The organism is Streptomyces odontotermitis, from assembly GCF_050510915.1.
Classification (GTDB): domain Bacteria; phylum Actinomycetota; class Actinomycetes; order Streptomycetales; family Streptomycetaceae; genus Streptomyces.
In genome coordinates, this window is the sequence record NZ_JBNJLS010000037.1 from 1 (window position 1) to 24,014 (window position 24,014).

Annotated in this window: 16 protein-coding genes, 1 tRNA gene and 2 pseudogenes; 12 read left to right on the plus strand and 7 right to left on the minus strand. The window is 69.2% G+C overall.

Features of this window, described 5'->3' with window-relative positions:
• Positions 1-3,882: hypothetical protein (locus ACQB60_RS45020; RefSeq protein ID WP_496931918.1), on the minus strand; the 3,882-nt coding region annotated here is incomplete at its 3' end.
• A 165-nt stretch (positions 3,883-4,047) separates the two neighbouring features.
• Between ACQB60_RS45020 and ACQB60_RS45025 the strand changes: the two genes are divergently transcribed.
• The 3 genes and pseudogenes from ACQB60_RS45025 to ACQB60_RS45035 all read left to right on the plus strand — a co-directional run bounded on the left by ACQB60_RS45025 (position 4,048) and on the right by ACQB60_RS45035 (position 7,052).
• Complete coding sequence (locus ACQB60_RS45025) at positions 4,048-4,272, plus strand: hypothetical protein (RefSeq protein WP_496931919.1); 225 nt, start codon at positions 4,048-4,050, stop codon at positions 4,270-4,272.
• A 577-nt stretch (positions 4,273-4,849) separates the two neighbouring features.
• A complete protein-coding gene (locus tag ACQB60_RS45030) occupies positions 4,850-6,256 on the plus strand; it encodes a threonine/serine exporter family protein (RefSeq protein WP_496931920.1) in 1,407 nt (468 codons plus the stop codon).
• A 74-nt stretch (positions 6,257-6,330) separates the two neighbouring features.
• Positions 6,331-7,052, plus strand: a pseudogene (locus tag ACQB60_RS45035) (IS5 family transposase).
• Between the two features lie 571 nt (positions 7,053-7,623).
• On the opposite strand, the gene ACQB60_RS45040 reads toward ACQB60_RS45035, so the two are convergent.
• Positions 7,624-9,048, minus strand: a complete 1,425-nt coding sequence (locus ACQB60_RS45040) for an aminopeptidase P family protein (RefSeq protein WP_496931921.1) — start codon at positions 9,046-9,048, stop codon at positions 7,624-7,626.
• 150 nt (positions 9,049-9,198) lie between these two features.
• On the opposite strand from ACQB60_RS45040, the gene ACQB60_RS45045 reads away from it, so the two are divergent.
• From ACQB60_RS45045 to ACQB60_RS45055, 3 genes are all read left to right on the plus strand, one after another.
• The gene (locus ACQB60_RS45045) at positions 9,199-10,182 is read left to right on the plus strand and encodes a helix-turn-helix transcriptional regulator (RefSeq protein ID WP_496931922.1); all 984 of its coding nucleotides are present in this window, start codon (positions 9,199-9,201) and stop codon (positions 10,180-10,182) included.
• 1,030 nt (positions 10,183-11,212) lie between these two features.
• Positions 11,213-13,735, plus strand: a complete 2,523-nt coding sequence (locus ACQB60_RS45050; protein ID WP_496931923.1) for an NACHT domain-containing protein — start codon at positions 11,213-11,215, stop codon at positions 13,733-13,735.
• Positions 13,736-13,776: 41 nt separating this feature from the next.
• Positions 13,777-14,031, plus strand: a complete 255-nt coding sequence (locus ACQB60_RS45055) for a hypothetical protein (protein WP_496931924.1) — start codon at positions 13,777-13,779, stop codon at positions 14,029-14,031.
• 18 nt (positions 14,032-14,049) lie between these two features.
• On the opposite strand, the gene ACQB60_RS45060 is transcribed toward ACQB60_RS45055, so the two are convergent.
• On the minus strand, positions 14,050-14,889 hold the full coding sequence (locus ACQB60_RS45060; protein ID WP_496931946.1) for an IS5 family transposase: 840 nt from the start codon (positions 14,887-14,889) through the stop codon (positions 14,050-14,052).
• 794 nt (positions 14,890-15,683) lie between these two features.
• On the opposite strand from ACQB60_RS45060, the gene ACQB60_RS45065 reads away from it, so the two are divergent.
• The 3 genes from ACQB60_RS45065 to ACQB60_RS45075 all read left to right on the plus strand — a co-directional run bounded on the left by ACQB60_RS45065 (position 15,684) and on the right by ACQB60_RS45075 (position 16,860).
• Entirely contained in the window at positions 15,684-15,839 is a 156-nt protein-coding gene (locus ACQB60_RS45065; protein WP_496931925.1) for a hypothetical protein, read from the plus strand.
• Positions 15,840-16,189: 350 nt separating this feature from the next.
• Positions 16,190-16,393 (plus strand): hypothetical protein, encoded by a 204-nt coding sequence (locus tag ACQB60_RS45070; protein ID WP_496931926.1) that lies wholly within the window; start codon positions 16,190-16,192, stop codon positions 16,391-16,393.
• 107 nt (positions 16,394-16,500) lie between these two features.
• A complete protein-coding gene (locus ACQB60_RS45075; RefSeq protein WP_496931927.1) occupies positions 16,501-16,860 on the plus strand; it encodes a hypothetical protein in 360 nt (119 codons plus the stop codon).
• Between the two features lie 55 nt (positions 16,861-16,915).
• On the opposite strand, the gene ACQB60_RS45080 is transcribed toward ACQB60_RS45075, so the two are convergent.
• A complete protein-coding gene (locus ACQB60_RS45080; protein WP_496931928.1) occupies positions 16,916-17,581 on the minus strand; it encodes an SMI1/KNR4 family protein in 666 nt (221 codons plus the stop codon).
• 236 nt (positions 17,582-17,817) lie between these two features.
• Here ACQB60_RS45080 and ACQB60_RS45085 point away from each other — a divergent pair, with 236 nt between their 5' ends.
• On the plus strand, positions 17,818-19,326 hold the full coding sequence (locus ACQB60_RS45085) for an ISL3 family transposase (RefSeq protein ID WP_496931947.1): 1,509 nt from the start codon (positions 17,818-17,820) through the stop codon (positions 19,324-19,326).
• A 441-nt stretch (positions 19,327-19,767) separates the two neighbouring features.
• Here the strand turns inward: ACQB60_RS45085 and ACQB60_RS45090 are convergent.
• Together ACQB60_RS45090 and ACQB60_RS45095 are read right to left on the minus strand one after the other, a co-directional pair.
• Positions 19,768-20,007: pseudogene (locus tag ACQB60_RS45090) on the minus strand (transposase); the annotation flags it as partial.
• A gap of 516 nt (positions 20,008-20,523) precedes the next feature.
• A tRNA-Pro gene (locus ACQB60_RS45095) sits at positions 20,524-20,597 on the minus strand.
• Between the two features lie 264 nt (positions 20,598-20,861).
• Here ACQB60_RS45095 and ACQB60_RS45100 point away from each other — a divergent pair.
• Together ACQB60_RS45100 and ACQB60_RS45105 are read left to right on the plus strand one after the other, a co-directional pair.
• A complete protein-coding gene (locus tag ACQB60_RS45100) occupies positions 20,862-21,542 on the plus strand; it encodes a thiamine pyrophosphate-binding protein (protein ID WP_496931948.1) in 681 nt (226 codons plus the stop codon).
• Between the two features lie 108 nt (positions 21,543-21,650).
• On the plus strand, positions 21,651-22,574 hold the full coding sequence (locus ACQB60_RS45105; RefSeq protein WP_496931929.1) for a transketolase family protein: 924 nt from the start codon (positions 21,651-21,653) through the stop codon (positions 22,572-22,574).
• A gap of 89 nt (positions 22,575-22,663) precedes the next feature.
• Here the strand turns inward: ACQB60_RS45105 and ACQB60_RS45110 are convergent, their stop codons facing one another.
• Positions 22,664-23,968 carry an MFS transporter gene (locus ACQB60_RS45110; RefSeq protein ID WP_496931930.1) on the minus strand — a complete coding sequence of 435 codons (1,305 nt, stop codon included), beginning with the start codon at positions 23,966-23,968 and terminating at the stop codon, positions 22,664-22,666.
• Between the last annotated feature and the right edge of the window lie 46 nt (positions 23,969-24,014).

Genomic DNA, 24,014 nt, shown 5'->3' on the forward strand with positions numbered 1-24,014 from the left:
GGCCACCTTGACCTCTTCCACCAGCGACGGGACGCTGAACAGCGGGTTCGTCTCATACTGGCCCGGCGGGACCGGGGTGACGGCGGACCGGTCCGCCAGTCGGCGCAGAGCGGTGAGGAGATCGGCGGGAGCGTCCGTGAGCCGTTCGATGAGAGCGCGGGCCCCTGCCGTGGCCGGGTCGCCGATCGGGCGCTCGGTGAGCACCCAGGTGACGACGGTTGCGGCGGCCCGCACCCCGTCGGCGTCCAGGGGCTCCGGGGCTCGGCCGGTGAGCACTGCGGTGGCCCAGCACTCGGGAACGCCTCGGTCCGCGGCGAGGGCGGCGGCGTGGCTGCCGTCGTCGGTGTAGGGACCTGTGTCAAGGAGTCCGGCCCAGGCTGCGGCCATCCGGGCCGCGGCGGCGGTCATACCGCCGGGTGCCCACAGTTCGGCCGGGTCCACGGGCATGCCTGCCGCGAGCACAGCGCGCCGGCCGACCGCGCCCAGCCGCCCCTGGATCTCCTCGTATGCCCAGACGGTCTCCCGGTCCGCCTTGTACGGCTTGGTGCGCAGCAGCTTGCGGTGCTCGTCGTAGTCGTCCTTGCCAGGAAACCCGTCAAGGACCAGGGCGGCGATCGGGCGGGGCACTCCCGTGCGCCAGCGGAACAGGTCTACCGCCTCCTCGGGCACCGGCAGCGGCCCGTGCCCGGCGACAAGATCCAGCAGGCGGGGCAGCCGGGTGGTGTCGTCGCGGGTGATGGTGTGGGTCTCGCACTCCTGGGCGTCGGCGGGCTCCGAGTCGGCGGCGCGGTGGAGGAATGGGGCGAACCCGCTGCGGACCGGCCCGGAAGCAATCAGGGCGCCGCCGGCGCGGAGTTCGGCGATCCGCTGCCCGGGGGCGCGACCGGTCCGCCAGGCGCCGTCGGCCTCGGCGAACGGCTGTCGGCTCCACACATCGAGCAGGGCGATGAGGGCCTGCCGTTCCTTGTCGGGTGTGGCGGCGGTGGCGGCGCGCCAGGCAACTGCGTCGATCCGGCCGGTCAGCACCGCCCACTCGGGCGGGGTGGCAGGCAGGGCGAGCACCCGGACCTCGTCCTCGATCTCGCCGCGTAGGTACCGGCCGTCGGCGGCGACCGACGTGAGGAGCGCGGGCTGCGGCTGCGGCAACTGCGTCTCGAACGGCCGCAGTTCGGGCAGCAGGCCGCGCAGGGCGGGGGTGAGGAGGGTGTCGGGTGCCGGGTCGGGCAGGTCGACGACCGGCCCGGACCGCATGATGGCGACCCGGTGGGACAGTTCCCGGCGGCGGCGCAGTACGTCGGCGGCGAGCCGGGCAGCGCGGTCGACACCGGCCCGGACCTGCGGGTCGGTCACGCCGGGCACAGGGTGGGGCGTGTCGTTGCCGCTCCCCGTGCCGGTGTGCAGCAGCCGGCGTACGCAGGTGTCGGTAACGGCCCGCAGGGCTTCGGAGGATGCCTCGTCACGAGGGGTGAGGAAGTGCCAATAGGCGGGCGGCGGCATCGGCCCGGCCTGCTCGCCGAGGGTGGCGCGAACCGGAGAGCGGTCACGGCTGCCGGGGAAGCCCCGGACCTGCCAGAGCAGGGAGTTGTCCTCGGCGGCGTGGCTGCGGACGGTGGTCGAGCCGGTCACGACGGCATCCTCCCCGCCGAGCGGCAGGGCAAGGATGCCCCAGGGGCGGCGGCCCCAGTTGCGGCTGCGGTAGGAGGCGGTGCGGCCGTCGATGGATTCCAGCACGAATTCTCGGGGTGACGGCCCGTCATGCGGCGTGCGGTAGTGGACCCGGCAGCCGGTGAGCTGCCCGTCCTGGCCCAGCGGCGAGGGCGGGGCGCCCGGCGGCAGCGCGGCGAGGATCCGGTGGTCGGGGAAGGGCTCGGTTCCGGGCGGGGTATCGGCGGGGCGGTGAAATGCGGGCAGGGTGTGGTCGTCGGCGGGGACGCCTGTGGCCGGGTCGAAGCGGGTCCAGCCATTCCTGCTTTCGCCGAACACCTCCGAGCTCCAGAAGGCGTGGCCGTCGTTCATCTGGTAGTCCCGGTGGCCGATGCCCTCGCGGCCGCCGGCACGCAGGACGCGTTCGCCGTCGAAGCGCCCGCCACCGTCAGGCGTTTCAAACTGATAGCCGAGGCCGCCCTGGATGCTGCCGCCGTAGGGGGCCAGTCCGAACGTCTTCTCCGGTTCGAAGGTCTCGCCGAGCCGGTCGGACCAGTAGGCGTGTCGGGGCCGCCCGTCGCCGTCACCCCACGCGACGAGAAAGCGGCCGCCTACCCAGTGCACGGTGTGGGAACGGGAGGCTTCGGGCAGCTCCAGGGCGTGCTCGCCGCGTCGGGCGGAGTGGTCGACCGCGATGGCGCGCGCTCCCCCGTACACGGTGAGCACCGGCCAGGTGCAGGTGACGTGCACGGTCTCGTCGGACCGGAACTCGGCCAGGGCCTCCTCCAGGGCGGGCCAGCCAAGCTCCTCGGGCAGTCCGGCGCGCAGTGTGCGGGCCAGCGGGCCGGTGAGGTCGAGCGCGTCGAGGGCTTCCTCGATGCCGTTCAGGGCGATGGCTGTGGGCCGGTCGAGAAGTTCGCGCAGTTCGTCGACGGCTTCGTCGGCGGCGGCGAGGCCACCGCCACGCAGGGCGTCGAGCAGCTTCTCGATCCGGACGTGCACCTCGGCGGCAACGCCGGGTTTGTGTGGGAGTCGGCTGATGGCGGTGCCGGGGCGGGGCCCGGCGGCGGCACCGGTGCCGGAGCGGAGCCCGGCGTGCACGGTGCCCTCCAGACGGGGCCCGAACACAGGGTCGGCGGCGAGGGCCTTGAGGTCCCGCCGCGAGTGCTCGTCCCAGAACTGTATGGGGATGGCGGCGCCAGGATCCTCGACGGGTATGCCCTCGGCGAGGCAGAGGTCGAGCAGGTCCGCGTCCAGGTGCGGCCACTGGTAGCGGTCCTCGTGCAGCCGGACGGGCGTGCCGGCCGCCCGCAGCAGCGGGGCGAACCGGCCTACCAGGTCGAGGAGTTCAGCCGGCATGGGCTGGCTGGTCACCCCGCCGCCGGCGACAGTGCGGTGCGAGTAGCGGGCGGAGTAGCGGCACAGCCAGTCGCCGAGGCCGCCCTCGGGAGCGATCCGGCCCGCCGCTGCCGCGTCGGCGGCTCCGCAACTGACGAGCAGCCGCAGCCAGGCAGCCGCGTCGTTCTTCGACTCGGGGAACAGGTCGAGCAGCGCGGTGGCCTGGTCGTCCGTCGGTGGGTGCGCGGTGAGCGTTCCGGCGGCCGCGTCGAGCAGCCGGTCGGGGACCGCCTTGCCTCGGGCCGCGGCCAGCAGCCCGCCCAGCACCCGGGCTTCCTCCTCGGTGCCGCGGCCGGCGGCACGGGCCGAGTCGCGGACCCGTCGGGCCAGGTCAGCGGGCAGCTCGCCGGGCGACGCCGCCCAGATGGTCAGCAGGCGGACGAATTCGCGGTGTGCGTCGCCCGGTTCGAGGAATCCGGCCAGCCAGGTGTGGTGACCACTCAGTTCGCCGGCGGGCAGGGCGCCGAATCGGGCGAACAGCAGCACATTCGCCCGCCGCCAGTCGAGGTCGACGGGCAGCCGGTGATCGCGTTCGGCGGCGCGCGCTTGGCCGTAGGCGCGGGCGGCCGAGCGGCGGTGCGTCTCCAGCAGCCAGTGGCCGACGGTGTCCCAGAACCAGGGCAGATGGGCCGCCGGCAGACCTCGGGCCAGTCTCTCCATATCGTCCACGAACCGGCCCGGCTTCTCCCAGGCCCGCCCCCGCTTCCGATCGGCCTCGTCGAGCACGCCGCGCGCGGTGGCCTCGGCACCCGGATCCCGGGTGCGCGCCCAGTCGGCGTAGGTCTCGGAGATGCGGTGGTTGGCCGGGGTCGGGACAGGCGTGTCAGTGCGGCTGGTCATGCCCCCGATCGTGCCAGTCGGCACTGACAGGGCAGGCGTGGACCGGCTTTGAACGCGAGGCCGCGAGGCCGCGAGCACTGACTAATGACGTCCGCCAGCGAGCTGGCGGGGGGGCGTTCAGCACGCCCCTGGCAGGCCAAGACCAGGAGGGGAAGCGAACGACGCATGACCAAGTACGAATTCGATCTGCCGTCGAAAGCCTCACCGGAGGTCCTCGCCCAGCGCAACGCACTGGCTGAAGAGGCTTGCCGCTCGCTGGTCCATGCCGGGTTTCCCGTTCATCGGAGCGGCCTCGGGGGCGATTCCGAAGAAATGCCTGGCTCGGAAGTCCATGTGGAATCTGTCGCCGATGGCGGTGTGCTGGTGGAATGGAATGCAGGGGAAGGCTGACAACTACCGTCGTGAGCTTTCTGAAGGGCGGAGTCGACCCTTCAAACCTGCCTTACGCACTTCGCCATCACTCGACCATCGATGCGTGTATGCGGGACGCTCTGCTGAGAATCTAGGCACCCCTCGCCGTCGGCCCGCGCCCGCTTGAGGGTCTTCAGAGCCACGAGCCCGGCGCCGCCCGCGAACAGCACCCCGTCCGTCGGCTCGTCGAGGGACAGCACCCGCCCAGAACGGCTGAGCCCCTTCAGCTTGGCGAACTCGACCGAGAACCGCGGCCGCATGGCGTGCACACCAAGGCCAACCACATCACCGGCAACGCGATCGGCCGCGGCGACACGGCTGACCGACCATGCTTGCCGAGCCGTGCCGGGAGGTGCCGGGGCGTGCCGGGAGGGTGCCGGGGCGTGCCGCCCAACGGGCCTCCCGTACTGAGCTGTTGCGGTTCTTGGTGCGTGCGCACATGTGCGTGCACACGCACCAAGAACCGCGCAGGCTCCAGCATGGCTGAACCGGATCCATGGCGATCGTCGATCACGAGACCGAGCGAGCATGCAGCGGAGCAGAGGAGCAGAAGCGCATGGGCAACGATGCGGAGCACGAGGGACGCAACGAAAACAAGCGACGGAAACGACGTGATCCCGATGGCGGGGAGGTCCTCGAGCGACTGAAGCACACAGCCTTCGACGGGACGGTGGACGTCAGTTCGCAGACCCTGTCCGGACGTGACGCCCGCCGGGTCATGGAATTCGCCCTGCGGCTGGGCCAGGAACTGTTCCTTTCCGGCTTCGACACACAGACCATCGAGTCGTCCGTGATCGCGGTCTCGACGGCGCTGGGGCTCAATCACCTGGAAGTCGACATCACCGCCCGCACCATCCATCTCCAGTACGCGCCCCCGCACAAGATCCCGGCGTCGATGATGCGCGTCACCCGTACCGCGGAGGATCCCCGCGACCTCAGACGAATGGCAGCGCTGCACCGCCTGGTGCGTCATGTCGTCGCGGGACACCTCGACGTGCGCCAGGCCCTGAACGCCCTCCAGCGCATCCAGACCACCCCACCGCACTGGCCCTGGTGGGTGCGCACGGCGGGCGGCGGCGTCGTCGCCGCCTCAGTGACGTTGCAGGTGGGCGGCTCGGTGTGGGCCGCTCTCACCGCGGTGGCCGTGCTGATGGTGTGCGACCGGGCGGGCTGGCTGCTGCTCCGCGGCGCCGTGCCGTTCTTCTTCGTCATCGCCGCCCAGGCGGCGCTGGCCGTGCTCCTGGGCATCGCCCTGCTCAACACCGGCCTCATCGTTCCCTACGGCACCGCCGTGATGGCGGCGAACCTGGTGGTTCTGCTGCCCATCGTGCCGCTGATCGCGCTGCCGCAGGACGGCATCACCGGCTTCTCCCTGATGGCCGCCACCCGGGGTGTCAATATGACTCTGGCACTGGCCGGCATGGCCACCGGCGTACTCGTCGTCGCCGAGCTCGCCGACGAGGCGACAGCGAACCTCTACGCCCCGCACATCAATCACGCCGTCCTGTCCGTCTGGAGCGGACTCGTCGTCTCGGCCGTCGGGGCTCTCGGCAACTGCTTCTCCATGGGCGGCACTCGACGGCTCCTGCCCGTGGCCGTCTCCGCCGGAGTCCTGGGCGGAGCGGTGAACATGGCCGTCTCCCACACCGTGCACGTGCCCGCGCTGGCGGTGCTGTGCGCGGCGACCGCCTTGGGCGCGGCCGGCGCCGTCTGCAGTCCGGCACTTCGCGTCCCGGCTGCGGCCGTCGTCGTCCCGGGAACCACCGGCGCCCTGCTGCCCAGCCTCCAGGTGTACGAAAGCCTCACCCAGCTCTCGGTGGGCAGCGAAGGAGCCGGGACGGCCGCGCTGCTCGCCCTGCTGTCCACAGCCGCCATCGGTGTCGGCGCCGTCGCGGGCAGCCTCATCGGCCATGCCCTGACCCGCACCGCGACGCGGCTGCGGCCCGCCCCGCAGACCACCTAGTAGTGCTTCGTTAGGTTCTGTCCGGCGGATCATGTGTCTGTCGGCTTGCCGTCTCGTGTCTCGTTGTTCTCGACGTGGGGCGAGGTGATCTGACGACCGCGGAGTGGGTGCGGCTCGAGCCTCATCTGCCTACGCCCGGGCAGCGTGGCGGCCGTTGGAACGACCACCGCCGGGTGATCAACGGGGTCCTGTTCCGGGTACGCACCGGCATACCGTGGCGCGACCTGCCCGAGCGTTTTGGCAGTGGGAAGACCGTCTATGAACGCCACCGCCGGTGGTCGGCGGACGGCACCTGGGACCGGATCCTCACGGCCGTCCAGGCGGACGCCGATCTGGCCGGCCGGATCGACGGGAGCATGGTCGGCGTGGACTCGACGTCCTGCCGGGCGCATCAGCACGCGGCGGCGCCCGGAAGAAGAAGCCGCACGTCCGGAAAAGAGGTCGATGCCCCGAAACCATCGCCCCGACGCGGGACTTGGACGGTCCCGGGGCGGCCTGACCTGCAAAATCCACCTTGCTGGTGAAGGCGGATGCCGCCCCATGGCCTTCCTGCTCACGCCCGGCACGCCAGATCAAGCACACCGTCCCGGAGCCGGAAGACCAGCGCGGACACCGCATACGACGCGGCAACAAAGGCGGTCGGCCCACCGGCTTCGACAGCACGATCCACAAACGCCGCAACGAGATCGAGCGGACCATCAACCGGCTCAAGAACTCCCGGGCCGTCACCACTCGTTACGGCAAGAGGGCCTACGTCTTCCACGGCACCGTCACCACCGCAGCCATCAGGCTATGACTCCGGCAATGATCCGCCGGACAGAACCTAGCCGCCACGACGACCAGACACCGCCCACCGCGGCACATTCGGCGGCGTGCAGCTCTCACCAGCCGACCGGCGACGGGCCGGCCGCAGGTCCCCCTCTCCACGCACGGAGCGGGAACCGTCCACGGGCGCACTGGCCCAGTCCAGTTCGCCGATCGCGTTGAGCTCAGAGGGCAGCATCCTGTGCAGTTGACCGACCACCCCGGCCCGCTGCCAGCAGACCAAGCGGTATCACCAGGTCTGGCGTACCGAGCACCTGAGAGCACCTGAGAGCACCTGCGGGGTCCTACCGCAGTTCCACGGTAGGACCCCGCAGTCGTCACCTCGAGTCAGCGAGTTCACGCCACGCCACGAGTGTCGGCCCTGTCACGTCGCCAACCCACTCCCCGTCTCCAAAATGACCTGCACCCTCGACGGGAATTGAGCATCATCCACCATCACCGAAGAGCTTCACGGGCAGCACCGCAGGCGGAGCAGAAGTCCACACGTCACATCCGACTGGGCTAGCTACCATGACTTGCCCAGCGTGACCCGCGTGCCGCATTCATCCCGCGTGCCGAGCCATCCACTCCTCGACGTCGGTCGCCGACCGCGGCAGACCCCCCGACAAGTTCTCGTGGCCGTCGGAGGTGACGAGCAGGTCGTCCTCGATCCGGACGCCGATGCCGCGCCACTCGTCGGGCACGGTGAGGTCGTCCGGCTGGAAGTACAGGCCGGGCTCGACAGTGAGCACCATGCCCGGTTCGAGCACCGCGTCGACGTATTCCTCGTTCCGGGCCTGCGCGCAGTCGTGGACGTCCAGGCCGAGCATGTGGCCGGTGCCCGCCATCGTGAAGCGGCGCTGGAGGCCGAGCTCGTACGCACGCTCCGCCGGGCCCTCGATGAGGCCCCATTCGACGAGCCGGGCCGCCAGGTGACGCTGGGACGCCTCGTGGAAGTCCCGGTACGCGGCGCCGGGCTTCACGGCGGCCATCCCCGCTTCCTGAGCCTCGTACACGGCGTCGTAGACCGTGCGTTGCAGGGGCGTGAAGGTGCCACTGATCGGGAGCGTGCGCGTGACGTCGGCGGTGTACAGAGTGTGTGTCTCCACGCCCGCGTCGAGCAGGAGCAGGTCTCCGGGGCGCACCGGGCCGTCGTTGTCGGTCCAGTGCATGATCGTGGCGTGCTCGCCCGCGGCACAGATGGAGCCGTAGCCGACGGCATTGCCCTCAAGGCGGGCGCGGCGGAAGAAGGTTCCCTCGATCCACCGCTCGGACGAGGCGATCGCCTTCGAGAGCTCGCCGACGACATCGGTGAACCCGCGCACCGTGGAGTCCACGGCCTTGCGCAGCTCACCGATCTCCCAGTCGTCCTTGACGGCGCGCAGATCGCTGAGCGCCTCTTCCAGTTCGGCGTCGCGCCTCTCGTCGGTGGTGACGGCGGCCTCCAGAGCCGGGTCGATGCCGCGCACGATCCGGGTGGGGGTGCCGGAGGCCAGGGCAGCGGAGGCGGCCAGGTCGTCGGCCGCCCCGCGGACGTCGCGGCAGGCGAGGCCGAGCACGCGCTCCGACTCGGCGAGGGAGCGGCGCCGGCCCATCCACAGTTCCGCGTGTGGGCCGGTCCAGAACTCGTCGTTGTCCCTGCTGTCGCGCGGCAGTTGGTAGCAGTAGGCGTCGTGGCCGCCGTCCCTGCGGGGTTCGAGGACGAGAGCGCCGTCCCGGGCCTGGTCCCCGGTCATGTGCACATAGCCCGAGTACGCCCGGAACGGGTACGTGTCGTCGTTCGACCGGACCTTGAGGTTCCCTGAGGGGACCACGAGGCGCTCGCCCGGGAAGCGGGCGGAGAGCGCGGCGCGGCGCTCGGCCGCGTACGGGGCCTGCTCGTCGAGGGTCAGGTCGTGCCGCTCGGTGTCCTCCCACCCTGTCCGCATCAGGGCGGACAGTTCCGCGGATATCCCTGAGTAGAGACCATTCTTCCTGCCCTTCGCCACGGCGTGCTCCATCTTCTGAAGAGACCTCTGCGAGACCTCCGGACGGGTTTCTCAGCGGAAGGTAGCCACCGCCGCGCACGCTCAGCGCCAAAGAGTGCCACTGGCACAGATCAGCCACTCTCCTGACCGGGGGCGTCGATAATGCGGCGTATGACCCCTGCGAAACTCGGCGAGGCGCTCCGGCTCCTGGGCATCGATCACACGGCGGCCCAGGTCTATCTGGCTCTCCTTGACGTCGGCCCCGCCCCACTGGACGCGATCGCGCGAGCGGCCGGTCTTGACGGTGCGGAACTCACCGAGGCGTACGACACACTGGTCGGCGCCGGTCTGGCCAGTGCCGCCGAGGGCGGCAGGGACGTGGTGGCCCCGGTGCCGCCGGCCGCGGGCCTGGAGATCCTCGCCCGGCACCGGGCAGCCGAGGTCGAGGAGTCGCGCATCGCCGTCGGGGGCGCGTTCGAGTCGTTCAGGCGGCAGCGGCTCGCCGCGTACAACGACGACCTCGTCGAGGTCGTCACCGGCGACGCCGTCGGCCCGAGGATCCGGCAGGCATGGGCGAGCGCCCGCACACAGATCCGGCAGCTCGAGTCACCCCCGTACGTCACCCAGCCCGGCACCACGGACGACGCGCTGGCCACGCTCGCGCGCGGGATGACACAGCGCGTCGTGTACTCGAGGGCCTCCCTGGAGTACCCGGGCCATCTCAAGGAGGCCATCGAACCGTGCGTCAACGCCGGCGAACAGGCCCGGGTCCTGCCGTCGGTGCCGGTCAAACTCGTGATCATCGACGAGGCGTACGCACTCGTGTCGCTGTCGATCAAGGAAGCCGACGTGCACAACACCATGCTGGTCGTGCAGCCTTGCGGCCTGCTCTCCGCACTCATGGCGCTCTTCGAGCAGTCCTGGCAGAACGCCCTGCCGTTCCACGGCACCACCGCAAGCCCCGGCGGCCTGCCACCGGCCGACCGCCGTCTGCTGTGGCTCCTCGCGGGTGGCGCGAGCGACGACGCCATCGCCCGCGAACTGGGCATCAGCCGCCGCACCCTCTTCCGCCGCCTGCAGATCCTGATGGCCCGCCTCGGCGCCGCGAACCGCTTCCAGATGGCCCTGCAGGCCCAGCGCAACGGCTGGCTATGACGCACACGCTGCCGGACGGGTGCACAGCGCCCCGTTGCCTCCGCCAGCCGACCCGAACGAGCGGGAGATGCCGCTCAGTTGCAGCCACCCCCGGTTCAATATGCGTCGGCCATGCGGCAGCTTGGCCCCCGGTCGGTCATGTCCGTCCCGCCCGGCCTCCGGGGGTCGCAGCTCCTCGCCCGAGCCAGGTCCTGATCGGACGTGACCGATGTGCTGATGGGGACCGGGAGGGAGCCCACTCCCTCCCACCGCCCCCAGAGCAACAAAAAGAGGCCGCCCTCACGGACGGCCTCCGGCCTGCGGTTCTCACCGACATCTCTGTCGGGACGACAGGATTTGAACCAGCGACCCCTTGACCCCCAGCGGTGAGCCCACTCCCCCATTCAAGCTCTGCTACGCTCCCGCCCACCGTTACGGTACGTAGACCTCTACACGATGCTGTACACGCAACTCCGCACCGACAATGGGCACTTCGGACTCACGAAGAGCAACACAGGACCGTACTCGGACGTAGACACAGGTAACTGGCTTGTGGAGCTTCCTCCCTGCCCGGCATCTACCGCACAATCGGGGCAAGGCCCAAGTGCGCGCTCGACTCCGGCACGTTCGCTTCTCACACCGTCACCGCAGGGCCCTCCATACCAGGCCACAGGACCGCCAACGCTCCCTGGGGAACGAGGCCCCAGGTCGCACCGACCTTCAGTGGATCTGGTATAGGACCGAGTCCTTGAGCCTCCGTGACGACATGCTGGATGGACGATCGCCTATCACGCTCCCAAGTCACGATGCTCAATGAACTCAGCTCTGGCTAGCCATAGTTGAGGGGTGTTCAGATAGCTTGCGGCCGGGTGCCTACTTGCTCCTACAGTGGTCCACTTGGGGCCAACTGGGGGCGTGCGTGACAGGAGACGGTAAGTCATCTCTCGGCCGTATCGGGTTCGGGCTACTTGGGCTCGCCCCTCCGCTGGCTGTGGCGATCACCGGGCTGAGGTCTACGGCCTTGCAGTATCCCGTACTGGCAGGTCTGGCCGTGATCGCCTACGAGGTTGCGGTGGTTGGCCTCGCGTTCACCGCTGCCGTCTCCAAGGAGCTGGAAGGGAGCTTGGCCAAGCGGGTTGCCGGTCACGTGGAGCTACTACTGCTGAACCGCCTGACTCGCTACGAGGCTCGATACAGGAAATACCTGGCACAGAAGCACGCCGTGAGCAACCTCAAGGGTCTGCCTACGCAGGGCCCGAAGAACCCCCCTCTTGAGGACGTGTTCGTCGATGTGAGCCTCAGGCCGAGCACCCTTCATGCGGCGCAGCGCAGTTCCCTGGCCGATGTGGAGCCGGAGCTCGGTTCCGGTGAACGCCTGTCGCTTCAGCACCTGTTGGACCAGCCGCGACAGCGCACCCTGGTGATCATCGGAGCGCCTGGAACGGGGAAGACCACGCTGCTTCAGCACACTGCTGTCGTCCTCGCACGGCGCAAGGCGCAAAGACGCGCGAGGCGGGAACTTCCGGTGTTCGTGCCCCTGCGCGATCACGTCCGGCACATCGTGGACGGCATCGCGGCGGGCTCGGCTGTGACGATCGCCTCGCTCGCCCGCCAGACGGTCACCAACGCCAACCTCGATGACGCCCCGGCAGGGTGGTTCGACGAGCAGCTGGAGCGAGGCTGCTGTGTCGTGCTGCTCGACGGGCTTGATGAGGTCGCCGACCCGTATGCGCGCCAACAGTTGATCCAGTGGACCGAGATGCAGATCGCGCGATATCCGGACAACCACTGGGTGCTCACCACTCGCCCTCATGGCTACGAGGCCGCACCGCTGAACGGCGCGGAAGCTCTCGTGGTGCGGCGCTTCACACCGGATCAGATCAGCCGCTTCGTCCAAGCCTGGTACGCGGCTACAGGAACGATAGCCGGGGACACCGGCGCTGCGGCACGGGCTTCGGCCGGCAATCTGCTCGATCGGCTGCACGCTCAGCCCAGCCTGTACGGTCTGGCTTCCAACCCCCTACTGTTGACCATGCTGTGCAACGTGCACCGTTATCGCGGCGCTCTCCCCGGCACCCGGGCGCAGTTGTACTTCGAGATCTGCCAGGTGCTGCTAAGGAGTCGGTACGAGGGCAAGGGTTTGCGCGAGGAGGCTCAGGCGGGTCCGGCGCGCGAGGTCGTACTGCGGGAGCTGGCTTTTGGAATGATGGTCCACCAGATCCAATCGATTTCGGACGAAGGGCCATTGACCGACGATTTGCTATCGCTGGCGCTCGGCCGTGAATGCCCAGGTGTATCTGCAGGGGCCTTCTTAGTTGCCGTCGCACGCACCGGGCTGCTCATTGAGCGCCAGCCCGGTCAATTCTCCTTTGCTCACCAGACGTTCCAGGAGTACCTCGCCGCCGCCCACATCCACTGGCGCGGCCCGAGTCACTACCTGCGGCAGAAGGTCACCGATCCATGGTGGCGCGAAACCACACTGCTGTGGGCGGCTATGAACGATCCCAGCGATGTGATCAACGCTTGTCTGAACCACGACACCGCCGAATCACTGGCTCTCGCACTGGACTGTTATGACGAGGCAGGGCACACACCGCCCCGGCGCCTCCGCCGACGGCTCGAACAGGTCCGCCGGGACGCCCTTCGATCGCCGGATGGGGAACGCCGACGACTGATGGTCGGCGTCACCCTCGCTCGCCACCTGCGCCAGACCATCTGGCTCGCGGACGGCTTACTGGTCAGCGCACGACCAATCAGCAACACGATCTTCCGGATGCTTCCAGACGCGTTGCGCGAACTCGCCCGCATCAACAGTCCCGACGATATGAGGCTGCCCGACGGGGACGATGACGCGACTGCAGTGGGGGTGCCCGAGGTGTACGCCAAGATGCTGGTCGACTGGGTCAACGAGCAGCTCGACGGATCGGCCACCTTCCGGGTGCCCACCTGGGACGAGGCCAACGACCCAGCCATGCGACCGCTGGTTCCTTCAAGGTGCTCCTTGTGGGTATCGCCCCCGGACAGCTCCCACTTCACCCGCCACCGGGGCTGGGTCAGCTGGGCCCCGAAAGGGACGCCGCATCCGTGGTTGGTCCCGATGGAGCGCGTGCGCGAACGGATGAGAGTCGCTGAACACCTCCTGACATCCAACGCAGGCAGTTCCAGGCCCGAGCTTGGCGAGTTGGTCGGGTTCACCGAGATCCACCCGGTGGGGAGCTCCAAGTTTGAAAAGCAGTGGCGTCTGGTCAACATCCCACAGGACACGTCGGAACCGCCGCCAGCCCCAGACCTGCGGGGCCAGGTGAGAGTCATGGTCCACGAGGTGGCACACCGGCACCCCGGCCTGGCACACGGTCTTCAGCAGGTGGTTCGGCAATTGCCTCCTGAAGGCGAGAGGCAACATCCGGCAACCGCCGAAGCTATCCGCCGAGCAGCTCTCCACGTAGCGCAGCTCACGCGGAATGAAAACGCCCACCTGGCCTGCCGTGACATCATCGTCGGGATCACGGCCCTCCAAGACCGCGGCGAAGGACTGATTCCGCCACGCGAAGTCGTGCTCCTCGTCAGAGCCTGAACATCTGACGGCCATCTGAAGCGGCACAGGGCGCGCAGGTCGTGGCCGGGATCAACACAACGCGCCCATCGCATCCCGGCCGGTTCCTGCCATACGACCTCGCCTTGCCGGACCAGGTGCGCGCCTTGGCCGACCGAATCGCCGCCGAGCACGGGGCGTCGCGGACGCCGTTGAGCGTGCTGATCAACAACGTCGGGACAATGTTCCCTGAGCGGCACCGGCTGCACGGGCTTGAGGCAGCGTTCGTCGTCAACCGCCTCTCGCCGTACCTGCTGACTGAGCGTTTGCTCGTGTGAGGTGTGTTTGGTCCCGGGTCAGGTTCCGCGCCAGTTGGGGGTGTTTTCGCCGGTGAGACGGCGGGCCATGAGGTCGATCATCGCGAGGTGGATCATGGCTTCGGAGCGGTGCGGATGGGTTTCGTAGTCGCGTGCGAGGCGGCGGCAGTGCATGAGCCAACCGATGCTGCGCTCGCTGGTCCAGCGTCTCGGGATGACCGTGAACCCCCGGGCGCCGGGCGGGCGTTGGAGGGGCTGGACGTCGATGCCGTGGCGGGCGCCGTGGTTGATGGCGGTGGTGCGGTAGTCGGCGTCCACCCACGCCTTCGTGATGCGCGGGTGGGCGGCGGCGATCCGGGACAGCAGGTGCACGCCGGCCGTGGTGTCGGACACGCCGGCGGCGGTGACCAGGACGGTCAGCAGCAGGCCCAGGGTGTCGCAGCCCAGGTGGCGCTTGCGCCCGACGATCCGTTTTCCGGCGTCGGTGCCCTGGTCGGCGCGGGGCACGTTGGCCGAGGTCTTGATGGTCTGGGAGTCCGGCACGCAGACGCTCGGCTCGGCCTCACGGCCCTCGCGCTCGCGGACCAGGCGCCGCAGCAGGCCGGAGAGCTCCTGGAACACGCCGTCCTGCTGCCACTTGGCGAAGTAGCCGTAGGCCGTGGCCCAGGGGGCGAAGTCGTGCGGCAGATAGCGCCAGGGAATGCCGGTGCGGTCGACGTGGAGCACGGCGTTCATCAGGGAGCGCAGGTCGTGCTCGGGCGGACGCCCGATGTCCAGGGCGTCCCTGCGGCGCTTGGCCCGCCAGGCCGTGAGGACCGGTTCGATCAGTTCCCAGCGTTCATCGGACAGGTCGCTGGGGTACCCGCCGCGCGGGGTCATGTTTCCGATGTACCGCGCGGCGGCCGACGCGACCAGCGGCCAAACGCCCGCGGGCAGGAGCATGTTGGGAGGAGACGGGAGACGTCGGAACGAAACAGCCCTCTGCTGTCGCAGCGATCACCCTCGACTCGACCACCCCTTCCGCCCCGTACTAACAGGACCGCCAAACCGCCATGCCTCGCAATGAAGCAGAACAGAACACTCAGTCAGAAGCAGTGTCACATCCCCTTTCCACTGGTCACGGCGTTTTGACACGGCGTAGGGGTCTGCCTGCCGTTCGGTTCGGCGTCGATGGACGGAGTGCCGAACGGCTACTGCTCTTCGGAGTCTCGCCTCCATGAACGCTGCCCAGGTCGTACGTGCTGCCGCCAGCTCTCCCGGGCCCTTCACGGGCGGAGCGGTACCGCCTCTGCTGTACCGCGAAAGTTGCAGGAACCAAGAACGTACCGCGAGGGTTTCGGCGGCGATCAAACCAGCGTGGGACGACACCGCCGCGGTCCGCTCCTACCTTGCTTGTCAGCGCCGCTCACGTTGATGCCATCGGTGGGGTGCTCCGACCGAACCCAGCAGGACTCCGTCCGCCAGAACGACGGGACGCTCGCGGGTCGGGGGCACTACGTGCTCGACGGCGGCGACGTGCTCGAACGTGACCATGACCAAGAGAGGGGAACATTGTGCGTATGCGACGTGCACTGGTAGGCGCGGCTCTGGGGGGCGCGCTCGCCCTTGGGGGCACGGCTGTGACGGCTCAGGCGGCCGAGCCTGCACCGGCACCGAAGGTCTCGGCCAGCAAGATGAACGCGGTTCCGGCCACCTGGCACTTCTACAAGGCATACTGGACCAGGAACCAGTGCGAGAACGCGGGTAGGGCCTCCGGGCGCGGCTACAAGTGCCCTTCTGGAATAGGCGCTGACGGCGAGTTCAAGTACTTCCTGTACCTCTGGTACTAACCCTCCGCTGGAGATGTAGGAGTTCTGGCTCCGGCTCATCCGAGGCTGCTAGTGATTCTAGGGCCTGTGTACCCGGCGGCCTCCAAGACCCGGTTGTGGCCTTGGAGGCCGCCGTTGCCGCATGTGGACGGTGTCGATGCGGCTGATGCATGCCCCCTGGGAGGGTTCCGGCGGAGACGGCGCAGGGCAGAGCCAGCTGCTCCACCATCTTGCTGGTCAGAAGCTGCTTCACGTCTCTTTCTGCATGTCACGGGCATGTTCCGTGGGAGTAATCCCGTTTGCCGTTCGGTTGGGCGCCGATGGTCAGGAATCCGAACGGCAGCGGGGGCACTCGTGGTTGACTGCAGGTCATGGATCAGTTCGCGTTCAACCAGCGTGTCATCGAGCGATTCCGGGCCCAGCACGGCAAGGGACCGATCACTGATCAGCTCGACGCCGGCGGTCTGCTGACGAGCGAGCGGCCCTTGCCCGCCGCATCGGTGCAGAAGATGACGGCCCCAGTCGTTAAAGCGCAAGCGGCCAGCAGGCCCGCGCCTCGGCGCTGTACCGGGTAGCGGTCCAGCCCGATACAGACGATTCCATCTGGGTCGCTCTGGACGATGCGAGGGACGAGCTGAACTGCGACGAGTTCGCGTTCGCGTCCTCGTACAACAGCGGCGGCATGAAGAAGAGCGAAGGCGGTCTGAACGAGGCTGTCCCCACCGGTTCCACCACGGGCACTCCGAACGGGAAGGCTTGTGTGCAGACCTTCGCGAAGAAGTACGGCACGAAGATCCACCTGTACAACATCGACTTCGGCGGCGAAGTCGACCAGGTGCCCACCCTCGGTGAGGTGTGCGGGCGCTCGGCGATCTCCGGTATCCACAACCAGGAGTCGATGGGCGCGAACTTCGCCAAGTTCATGACGCAGATGCGGATCATGGACAAGGACGCCTACTGGCTCGACACCTGCATGACCGGGAAGTGCGAACCCACTGAGCTCGATGGGTTCCCCATCCGTTGCACGATGACCGCGAAGTAGCGGCCACCAACTGACCGTCGGTGTGGGCCCTCGACAGGGCCCACACCGGCTCACATCACGGGTGGACCAGCCGCCAAGGAACCTCCAGGCCGTCCTCGGGGTCGATCCACACCAGGCACCCCAACGCCAGCGCCGGACGCTGCCCACCAAGCGCGTCCAACAGTGGCCCGCCGCCAGTCTCCAGCAGCTCGCAGGCCGCCTCCAAGTAGGCGGTGACGGACGGCCAGGCAGGAGGCGACAGATCCGGGCCAGTCATCGTCGACCAGCGCCCCACGCCCCGCAAGGTCGGATCGGCCGAGTACGAGACGTACACGCCGTGCTCTCCGGCGCCGGTGGGCTCCTCCGCGTCGAGGAACGACACGAACACGGCCCCGTCCCATGGGTCTTCCTCACCGGGACCGAAGCGCAAGCGCTGCCAGAGCGAGGGCTCGGGCGCGAGGAAGATTCCCCCGGGCAGGAACTTGCCCGCCCACAGTTCGCCGTCCTCATTGCCGGGCACATCGACCTTCTGTACCCCGCCGCACACCTGCCACAGGACTTTCAGCTCGGGCGGGAAGCCGAAGTCCAGCGCATGCACCAGGCGGGCTTCCGCAGCAGTGATGGCCTTCTCAGCCGCCGGGGCCAGCAAGGAGGCGTACGAGGCGGGCGCGTACTCGGCCAGCCAGCCAGTGAGCCGGGCCCACGCCACGGCTACCTGCTCTATATCGCTCTGCTCCGACATCCGACCAACCTACAAGGGCCGCCACCAGTCCGGGAGAGAGCTCTGGATCTGGCCTAGGAGCGAGGTCATGAGTCCCGCCCCCCAAGACCAGCTGCTCGAGTCGGCCAAGCCGTGCGGGAGTGTCTCTTCCTTGGGTCTTCCAAGAATTTCGTAGGCGTTGATCGGACTGAGGGTTCTGGTGCCTGGCGTACCCAGGTTCGGGCAGGCTGGTGGTGTGTGACGTCGAACTGGCCGTGATGCTCCCGCAGTTGGTGAATGTACAGGTGAGACGGCTGCATTCGGGGGTGGACCAGATCCGGATCGCTGCCAGCACCAGGGATGGGGTCTCGTGCGCCTGTCCGGGGTGCGGTCAGTCGTCTTCGTGGGTGCACTCGCGGTATGTGCGGCACATCGCCGACGAGGCGGTCGGCGGCAGACCGGTGATGATCGACCTGTCTGTGCGGCGTTTGTACTGCGAGAGCCCGGCGTGTTCGAAGGCCACCTTCGTCGAGCAGGTGACGGGGTTGACGGAGCGGTATCAGCGGCGGACCCCGGCACTGCGGCGGGTGATCGAGGCGGTCGCGGTGGCCTTGGCAGGCTCGGCCGGGGCCCGTCTGCTGGCCGTGCTGCATCAGGTGGTGAGCTGGGCGAGTGTGCTCAACTGCCTGATGAGGATCACGCTGCCCGCGCGTGAGGTGCCGCGGGTGGCCGGGATCGATGAGTTCGCTCTGCTCAAAGGCCACCGCTACGCCACGATCATCGTCGACGCGCAGTCCGGCCGGCGCATTGAGGTGCTGCCCGACCGGAAGGTCGCGACGGTGTCAGCGTGGCTTCGGGAACATCCCGAAGTACGGGTGGTCTGCCGGGACGGTGCAGGCAGTTTCGCCCAGGCCACCCTCGATGCCGATCCCGAGATCGTGCAGGTCATGGACCGCTGGCACCTCTGGCACGGCCTGGCCGAGGCGGCCCTGAAGGACGTCACCGCCCACAGTTCCTGCTGGGGGAAGTTCGGCCCTGCGCTGATTGACGGCAAACGCGCTCAGAACACGCGGGAGCGGTGGCGGCAGGTCCACGAGCTGCTCGACCAGGGCGTCGGCCTGCTGGCCTGCTCCCGCCAGCTCGGCCTGGCCCTGAACACCGTCAAACGCTATGCCCGGCACGCCGAGCCCGACCGGCTTGTGCGCACCCCGACCTACCGGCCCGGCCTGGTCGACCCCTACCGCGAGTATCTGCGCGAGCGCCGCGCCCAAGACCCGGCCGTCCCGGTCACCCACCTGCTCGCCGAGATCCGCGAGCAAGGCTATTCCGGAAGCGCCAATCTGCTGGTCCGCTACATCAACTCCGGCCGCGTCGAAGCTGACCACGCCGTCCTGTCCCCACGCCGCGTCACCGGTCTGCTGACCACCCACCCCGACCGACTCGACGAAGACCAGCACGCCCTGCGTGAACAACTCACCGGCGCATGCCCGGAGATGGCCACGCTGGCGGCCCAGATCCACACCTTCGCCCAACTGCTGACCCCAGCCGACGGCAACGACACCGACCTGACCGACTGGATCATCCACACTCGCGCCGCTGACCTACCCTTCCTGCACGCCTTCGCCACCGGCCTGGAACGCGACCGCACCGCCGTGGATGCGGCCGTCACCCTGCCCTGGCACAACGGCCGCACCGAAGGCGCCAATACGAAGATCAAACTCATCAAGCGGCAGCTCTACGGCCGAGCCGGACACCGACTCCTGCGCCAGCTCATCCTGCTCAACTGACACTCCAGCCCTGACGATCAACACCTACGAAATTCTTGGAAGACCCTCTTCCTTTGTGTAAGCCCTGGTGTCGACGCTTCTTCTGTGTCGTGTGTGGGAGTACTGGTTGTCGGTGACGCGGTCGCCGTAGAAGCCGGCGAGGGTGTTGATGGCTGTCTTCCAGTTGCGGGTCTGGCCCTTGCCCTCCGCGGCCGGTTCGGTGACCTTGGCCAGCTGGCCCTCCGAGTCCCAGGTCAGGGCCTGGGTGCCGCGGCGCAGCGTCTCTCGAGCTGACCGCCGGCGCCGAACGCCGCATCGCCCGCCGGGGTCCGGGCTACGACCACAACGACAAGGAAGTGCGACGGCAGGAACGCGCGATCGCCGAACAGGCCGAGCGGGCCTACGCAGTGCTCGCCGCCCAGTGGCAGACCCAACGCCCGGTCGGCACCCCTCGCCTACCGGCGATACCCGGCACCGCATCCGAGTCCGTGACCTGTACCGCTTGACGATTACATCCGTGGTCCGTAGGTGGATCCAGTGCTCGGCGGGAAAGTCGTAGAACGCCAGCAGCTCGGCCTGGTCATCGGTGATCTTCTTGACGGCCTTGGGGAACTTCGCGCCATACTGCTTCGCGAACGCGGCGACGGCCTTGGCGGCGTGCTCTCGGTCTTCGGCGTTGTAGATGTCCTGGATGGCCTTACGTCGCACTACGTCCTCCTACCGCCGCCCACAGCGCATCCCGAACGGAATGCTGCTCGACGGCTGCCGCCACCCCGATCCGCACCCCTCTGACCTGCACAGCGTCTCTCTACTGCGTTCAACATCTCGATGGCCGACACAGGGAGCCAGTCAAAAATCCGGCATAGGGTGCAAACCAAATCGGACAAGGGGTCGAGTTCTCAGCCGACCCCACAACCGGATCTCAGTTATGGGCTTCCCGCTCCCAGCGCCCGCTCCCGCGGGAGCGGGCTCACCCCTTTCCGCCCCCGCAACCCCAACGCACAACCCCGACCCGATCCGGCGACCACCCCACCCCGCTCCCACCCCCAAAATCCGCACATACCTGCACGAAATCGAATATGGGGACACCCCACCGAGTGGGAGCAAACAGACATGGGGACTGGGAGGGAGCCCGCTCCCTCCCACCGCTCCCAGAGCAACAGAAAGAGGCCGCCCTTGCGGACAGCCTCTGACCTGCGATTTATACCGACATCTCTGTCGGGACGACAGGATTTGAACCTGCGACCCCTTGACCCCCAGTCAAGTGCGCTACCAAGCTGCGCCACGTCCCGATGCTCGCTGACCTGGGGTTTCCCCCGGCCGAACGCGCACCGAAACAATACCGCACTCCGGACCGTGATCGCGTCCGCCTTTTGTCCCGTTGACCTCAAGTCCAGTTGAGGTTGCACGCTCGGGTCATGGCGATGACAACGGAACGTGCACACACTGAAGCAGACGGCCGTGGGCGGCGCCCGGCCGATCTCAGCCACCTCGGCCGACCCAGCCATCTCGATCGGCTCACCCATCCCGCCGACCTCGGCGAGCTCGAGCGGCTCATGGGGCTCATGGGACTCATGACCGGCGACGAGAAGCACGGGCCCGCCGCGACGTCCACCCTCGACGCGCTCTGGGTGCTCTACGACCGGGTGCTCCGGGTCTCGCCGGAGCGGGTCGACGACCCGGGGCGGGACCGGTTCCTGCTGTCCAAGGGGCACGGGCCCATGGCCTACTACGCGGTGCTCGCCGCCAAGGGCTTCGTGCCCGTCGAGTGGCTCGAGGGGTTCGGGGCCTACGAGTCGCCGCTCGGGCACCATCCTGACCGCACCCTCGTGCCGGGCGTCGAGATCGGCAGCGGCTCGCTCGGCCACGGGCTTCCGCTCGCGGTCGGCACGGCCCTGGGGCTGCGGGCCCAGGGCCTCACGGACCCGAGCGTGTGGGTGCTCGTCGGGGACGCCGAGCTGGACGAGGGGAGCAATCACGAGGCGATCGCGTACGCGGGTCCGGGCGGGCTCGAGCGGCTGCACGTCCTCGTCATCGACAACTCCTCCGCCACCTACGCCAGGCCCGGCGGCATCGCCGCCCGCTTCGAGGCCGCGGGCTGGTCGACCGCGACGGTCGACGGGCGGGACCACGACGCGCTCCACGCCGCCTACACCGCGCCTCACCCGGGGCGGCCCCACGCGGTCGTCGCCCGCGTCGAGCCCAAGGACTACACGGGCGAGCTCAAGAGCGCCTGAGCCCCCACCGCCTCCGCTGCCTCCACCCACAACCGCCTGCGCCCACCTGCACCCGCCTGCATCAACCTGCATCCACCTGCACCAGCCTCGAAAGGGACCCCCTTCGCCATGGACACCATGCGTGACCGCTTCGCCCCCGTCATGTCCCGGATCCTCGACGAGGATCCCCGCGCGGCCGTCGTGCTCGCCGCGATCGGCACGGACGCCTTCAAGGACGTCGCCGCCCGTCACCCGGACCGGGTGATCAACGTCGGGATCCGGGAGCAGCTGGCCGTGGGCGCGGGCGCCGGGCTCGCGCTCGCCGGGCTCCGGCCCGTCGTGCACACCTTTGCGAGCTTTCTCGTCGAGCGGCCCTTCGAGCAGATCAAGCTCGATTTCGGGCATCAGGGGCTGGGTGGGGTGCTCGTCAGTGCCGCTGCCTCCTTCGACTGGCCCGCGGGTGGGTACACGCACATGGCGCCGGGGGATGTCGCTCTGCTCGACACGCTCGACGGCTGGACCGTGCATGTGCCGGGGCACCCGGACGAGGCCGAGACGCTGCTGCGGCACGCGGTCGCCGCCGGGGACGACAAGGTGTACGTGCGGCTGTCCGTCCAGTCCAACGCTCAGGCCAGGCCCGTGGACGGGGTGCGCTTCCAGACGGTTCGGGAAGGGCGTGCGGGAGTCGTGGTCGCCGTCGGGCCCATGCTGGACGAGGTGCTCGCCGCCACCGAAGGCATGGATGTGACCGTCCTCTATGCCACCACCGTTCGGCCTTTTGACAGTGGCTCGCTGCGGCGGGCTGTCGAGAAGGGCGGAGGCGGAGCCGATGTCGTGGTCGTCGAGCCCTATCTGGAGGGGACCTCCACCGCCGCCGCGAACGACGCGCTCGCCGACGTGCCACACCGGGTGCTCGGGCTCGGTGTCGGACGCCAGGAGCTGCGGCGCTACGGGCAGTTCGACGAGCATCTGGCCGCGCACGGCCTGGACGCGGCCGGCCTGCGGGAGCGGATCAGTGGCTTTCTCGGCGCGGGGGCGCGGGTTACCGCATAGGAGCGGGTCACCGCCTAGGAACGGGTCACCGCCTAGGAGGAGGGGACGGGAGGGGAGGGCGGAGAGAGGGGCGGGGTGTCCCTCGTGGGTCAGCGGCTCTTCGTACGGTGGCGCGTGGGGTCCGGGGCGGGGGCCGCTGGCTGCCCGCCGCCGATCCGGGTGTCCACCCGCCGCAAGCCCCGTATCGCCGGGACCGCGAGCAGCGCGGCGCAGACCAGCAGCGTCATCACGCCGCCCGTGAGCAGCACCCGGTCCGTCCCGAAGGCGTTGGCCGCCGGGCCCGCGAGAGCCTGGCCCACCGGGAGCATCGCGATCGAACCCGCCACGTCGTACGCGTGGATGCGGTTGAGGACGTCCGGGCGCACCTGGGTCTGCACGCTCGTCGCCCACATGACCGCCCAGAAGGAGGCGCCCGCCCCCGCGATCAGCGCGCCCACGGCGATGAGCGGCAGGGACAGGCCGGCGCCCACCGCGCCGGGAAAGGCGCTGAAGCCGGTGAGGGCGAAGGCTCCGGCGCGCAGCATGCGGCGGGGGCGCAGGCGCAGGGCCACCAGGCCGCCGACGACCGTGCCGGCGCCGAGCGCGGAGTTGACCAGGCCGTAGGCGCCCGAGCCGTGCTGCCCGACGATCGACACCGCGACCAGCGGTGTGGTCGGGCCCGTCGTCGTGATCATCAGGAAGCACCAGATGACGATGACGCCCCACAGCCACGTCCGGGCCCTGAACTCCCGCCAGCCGGCCACCAGATCGCCCCGGAAGCCGAGGCTATCGGGGGCCGAGTCGTGGACCGCGGGCGGGAAGCGGAGCAGGAGCAGGCACGCGGCGCTCAGCGCGAACGTCGCTGCGTGCGCGGCGAAGACGGCTCCCGGAGAGGCGAAGCCGACGAGGACACCGGCGACGGCGGGTCCGGCGAGCTGGGCGGCCGACTCGGCGACGCGTATCGCCCCGTTGGCCTTCTGGACGTCCGCGGCGAGGCGTGGCACCGAACTCGCCACTCCTGGCTGGAAGATGGCGCCCGCCGCGCCGTTGGCCGCCGCGATCACACAGATCTGCCAGAGCACGACGTGACCGGTGAAGAAGAGGACGGCGGCGAGGGACTGGGTGCCGACCCGGACCAGGTCGGCGCCGATCATCAGCAGCCGCGTGTCGAACCGGTCGGCGAGAACCCCGCCGAAGATCACCAGGCTGGCGAAGGCGGCGGCGGTCGAGGCCATCGCGAGGCCGACCGCCCCGGCGCCGTGCCCGTGCTGGAGCAGTCCGGCGGCGAGGGCCACCGGGAGCATCGTGTCGCCGAGCCGAGCGACGGCGCGGGCACTGAAGAAGAGACCGAAGTCGCGGGTCCAGATCCCCCTGCCGTTGTTTGTTGTGCCCGCGCCGTCGTCCGCTGTGCCCAAGCTCTCGTCCGCTGTGCCCGAGCCCTCGTCCGATCTAGTCGAGCCG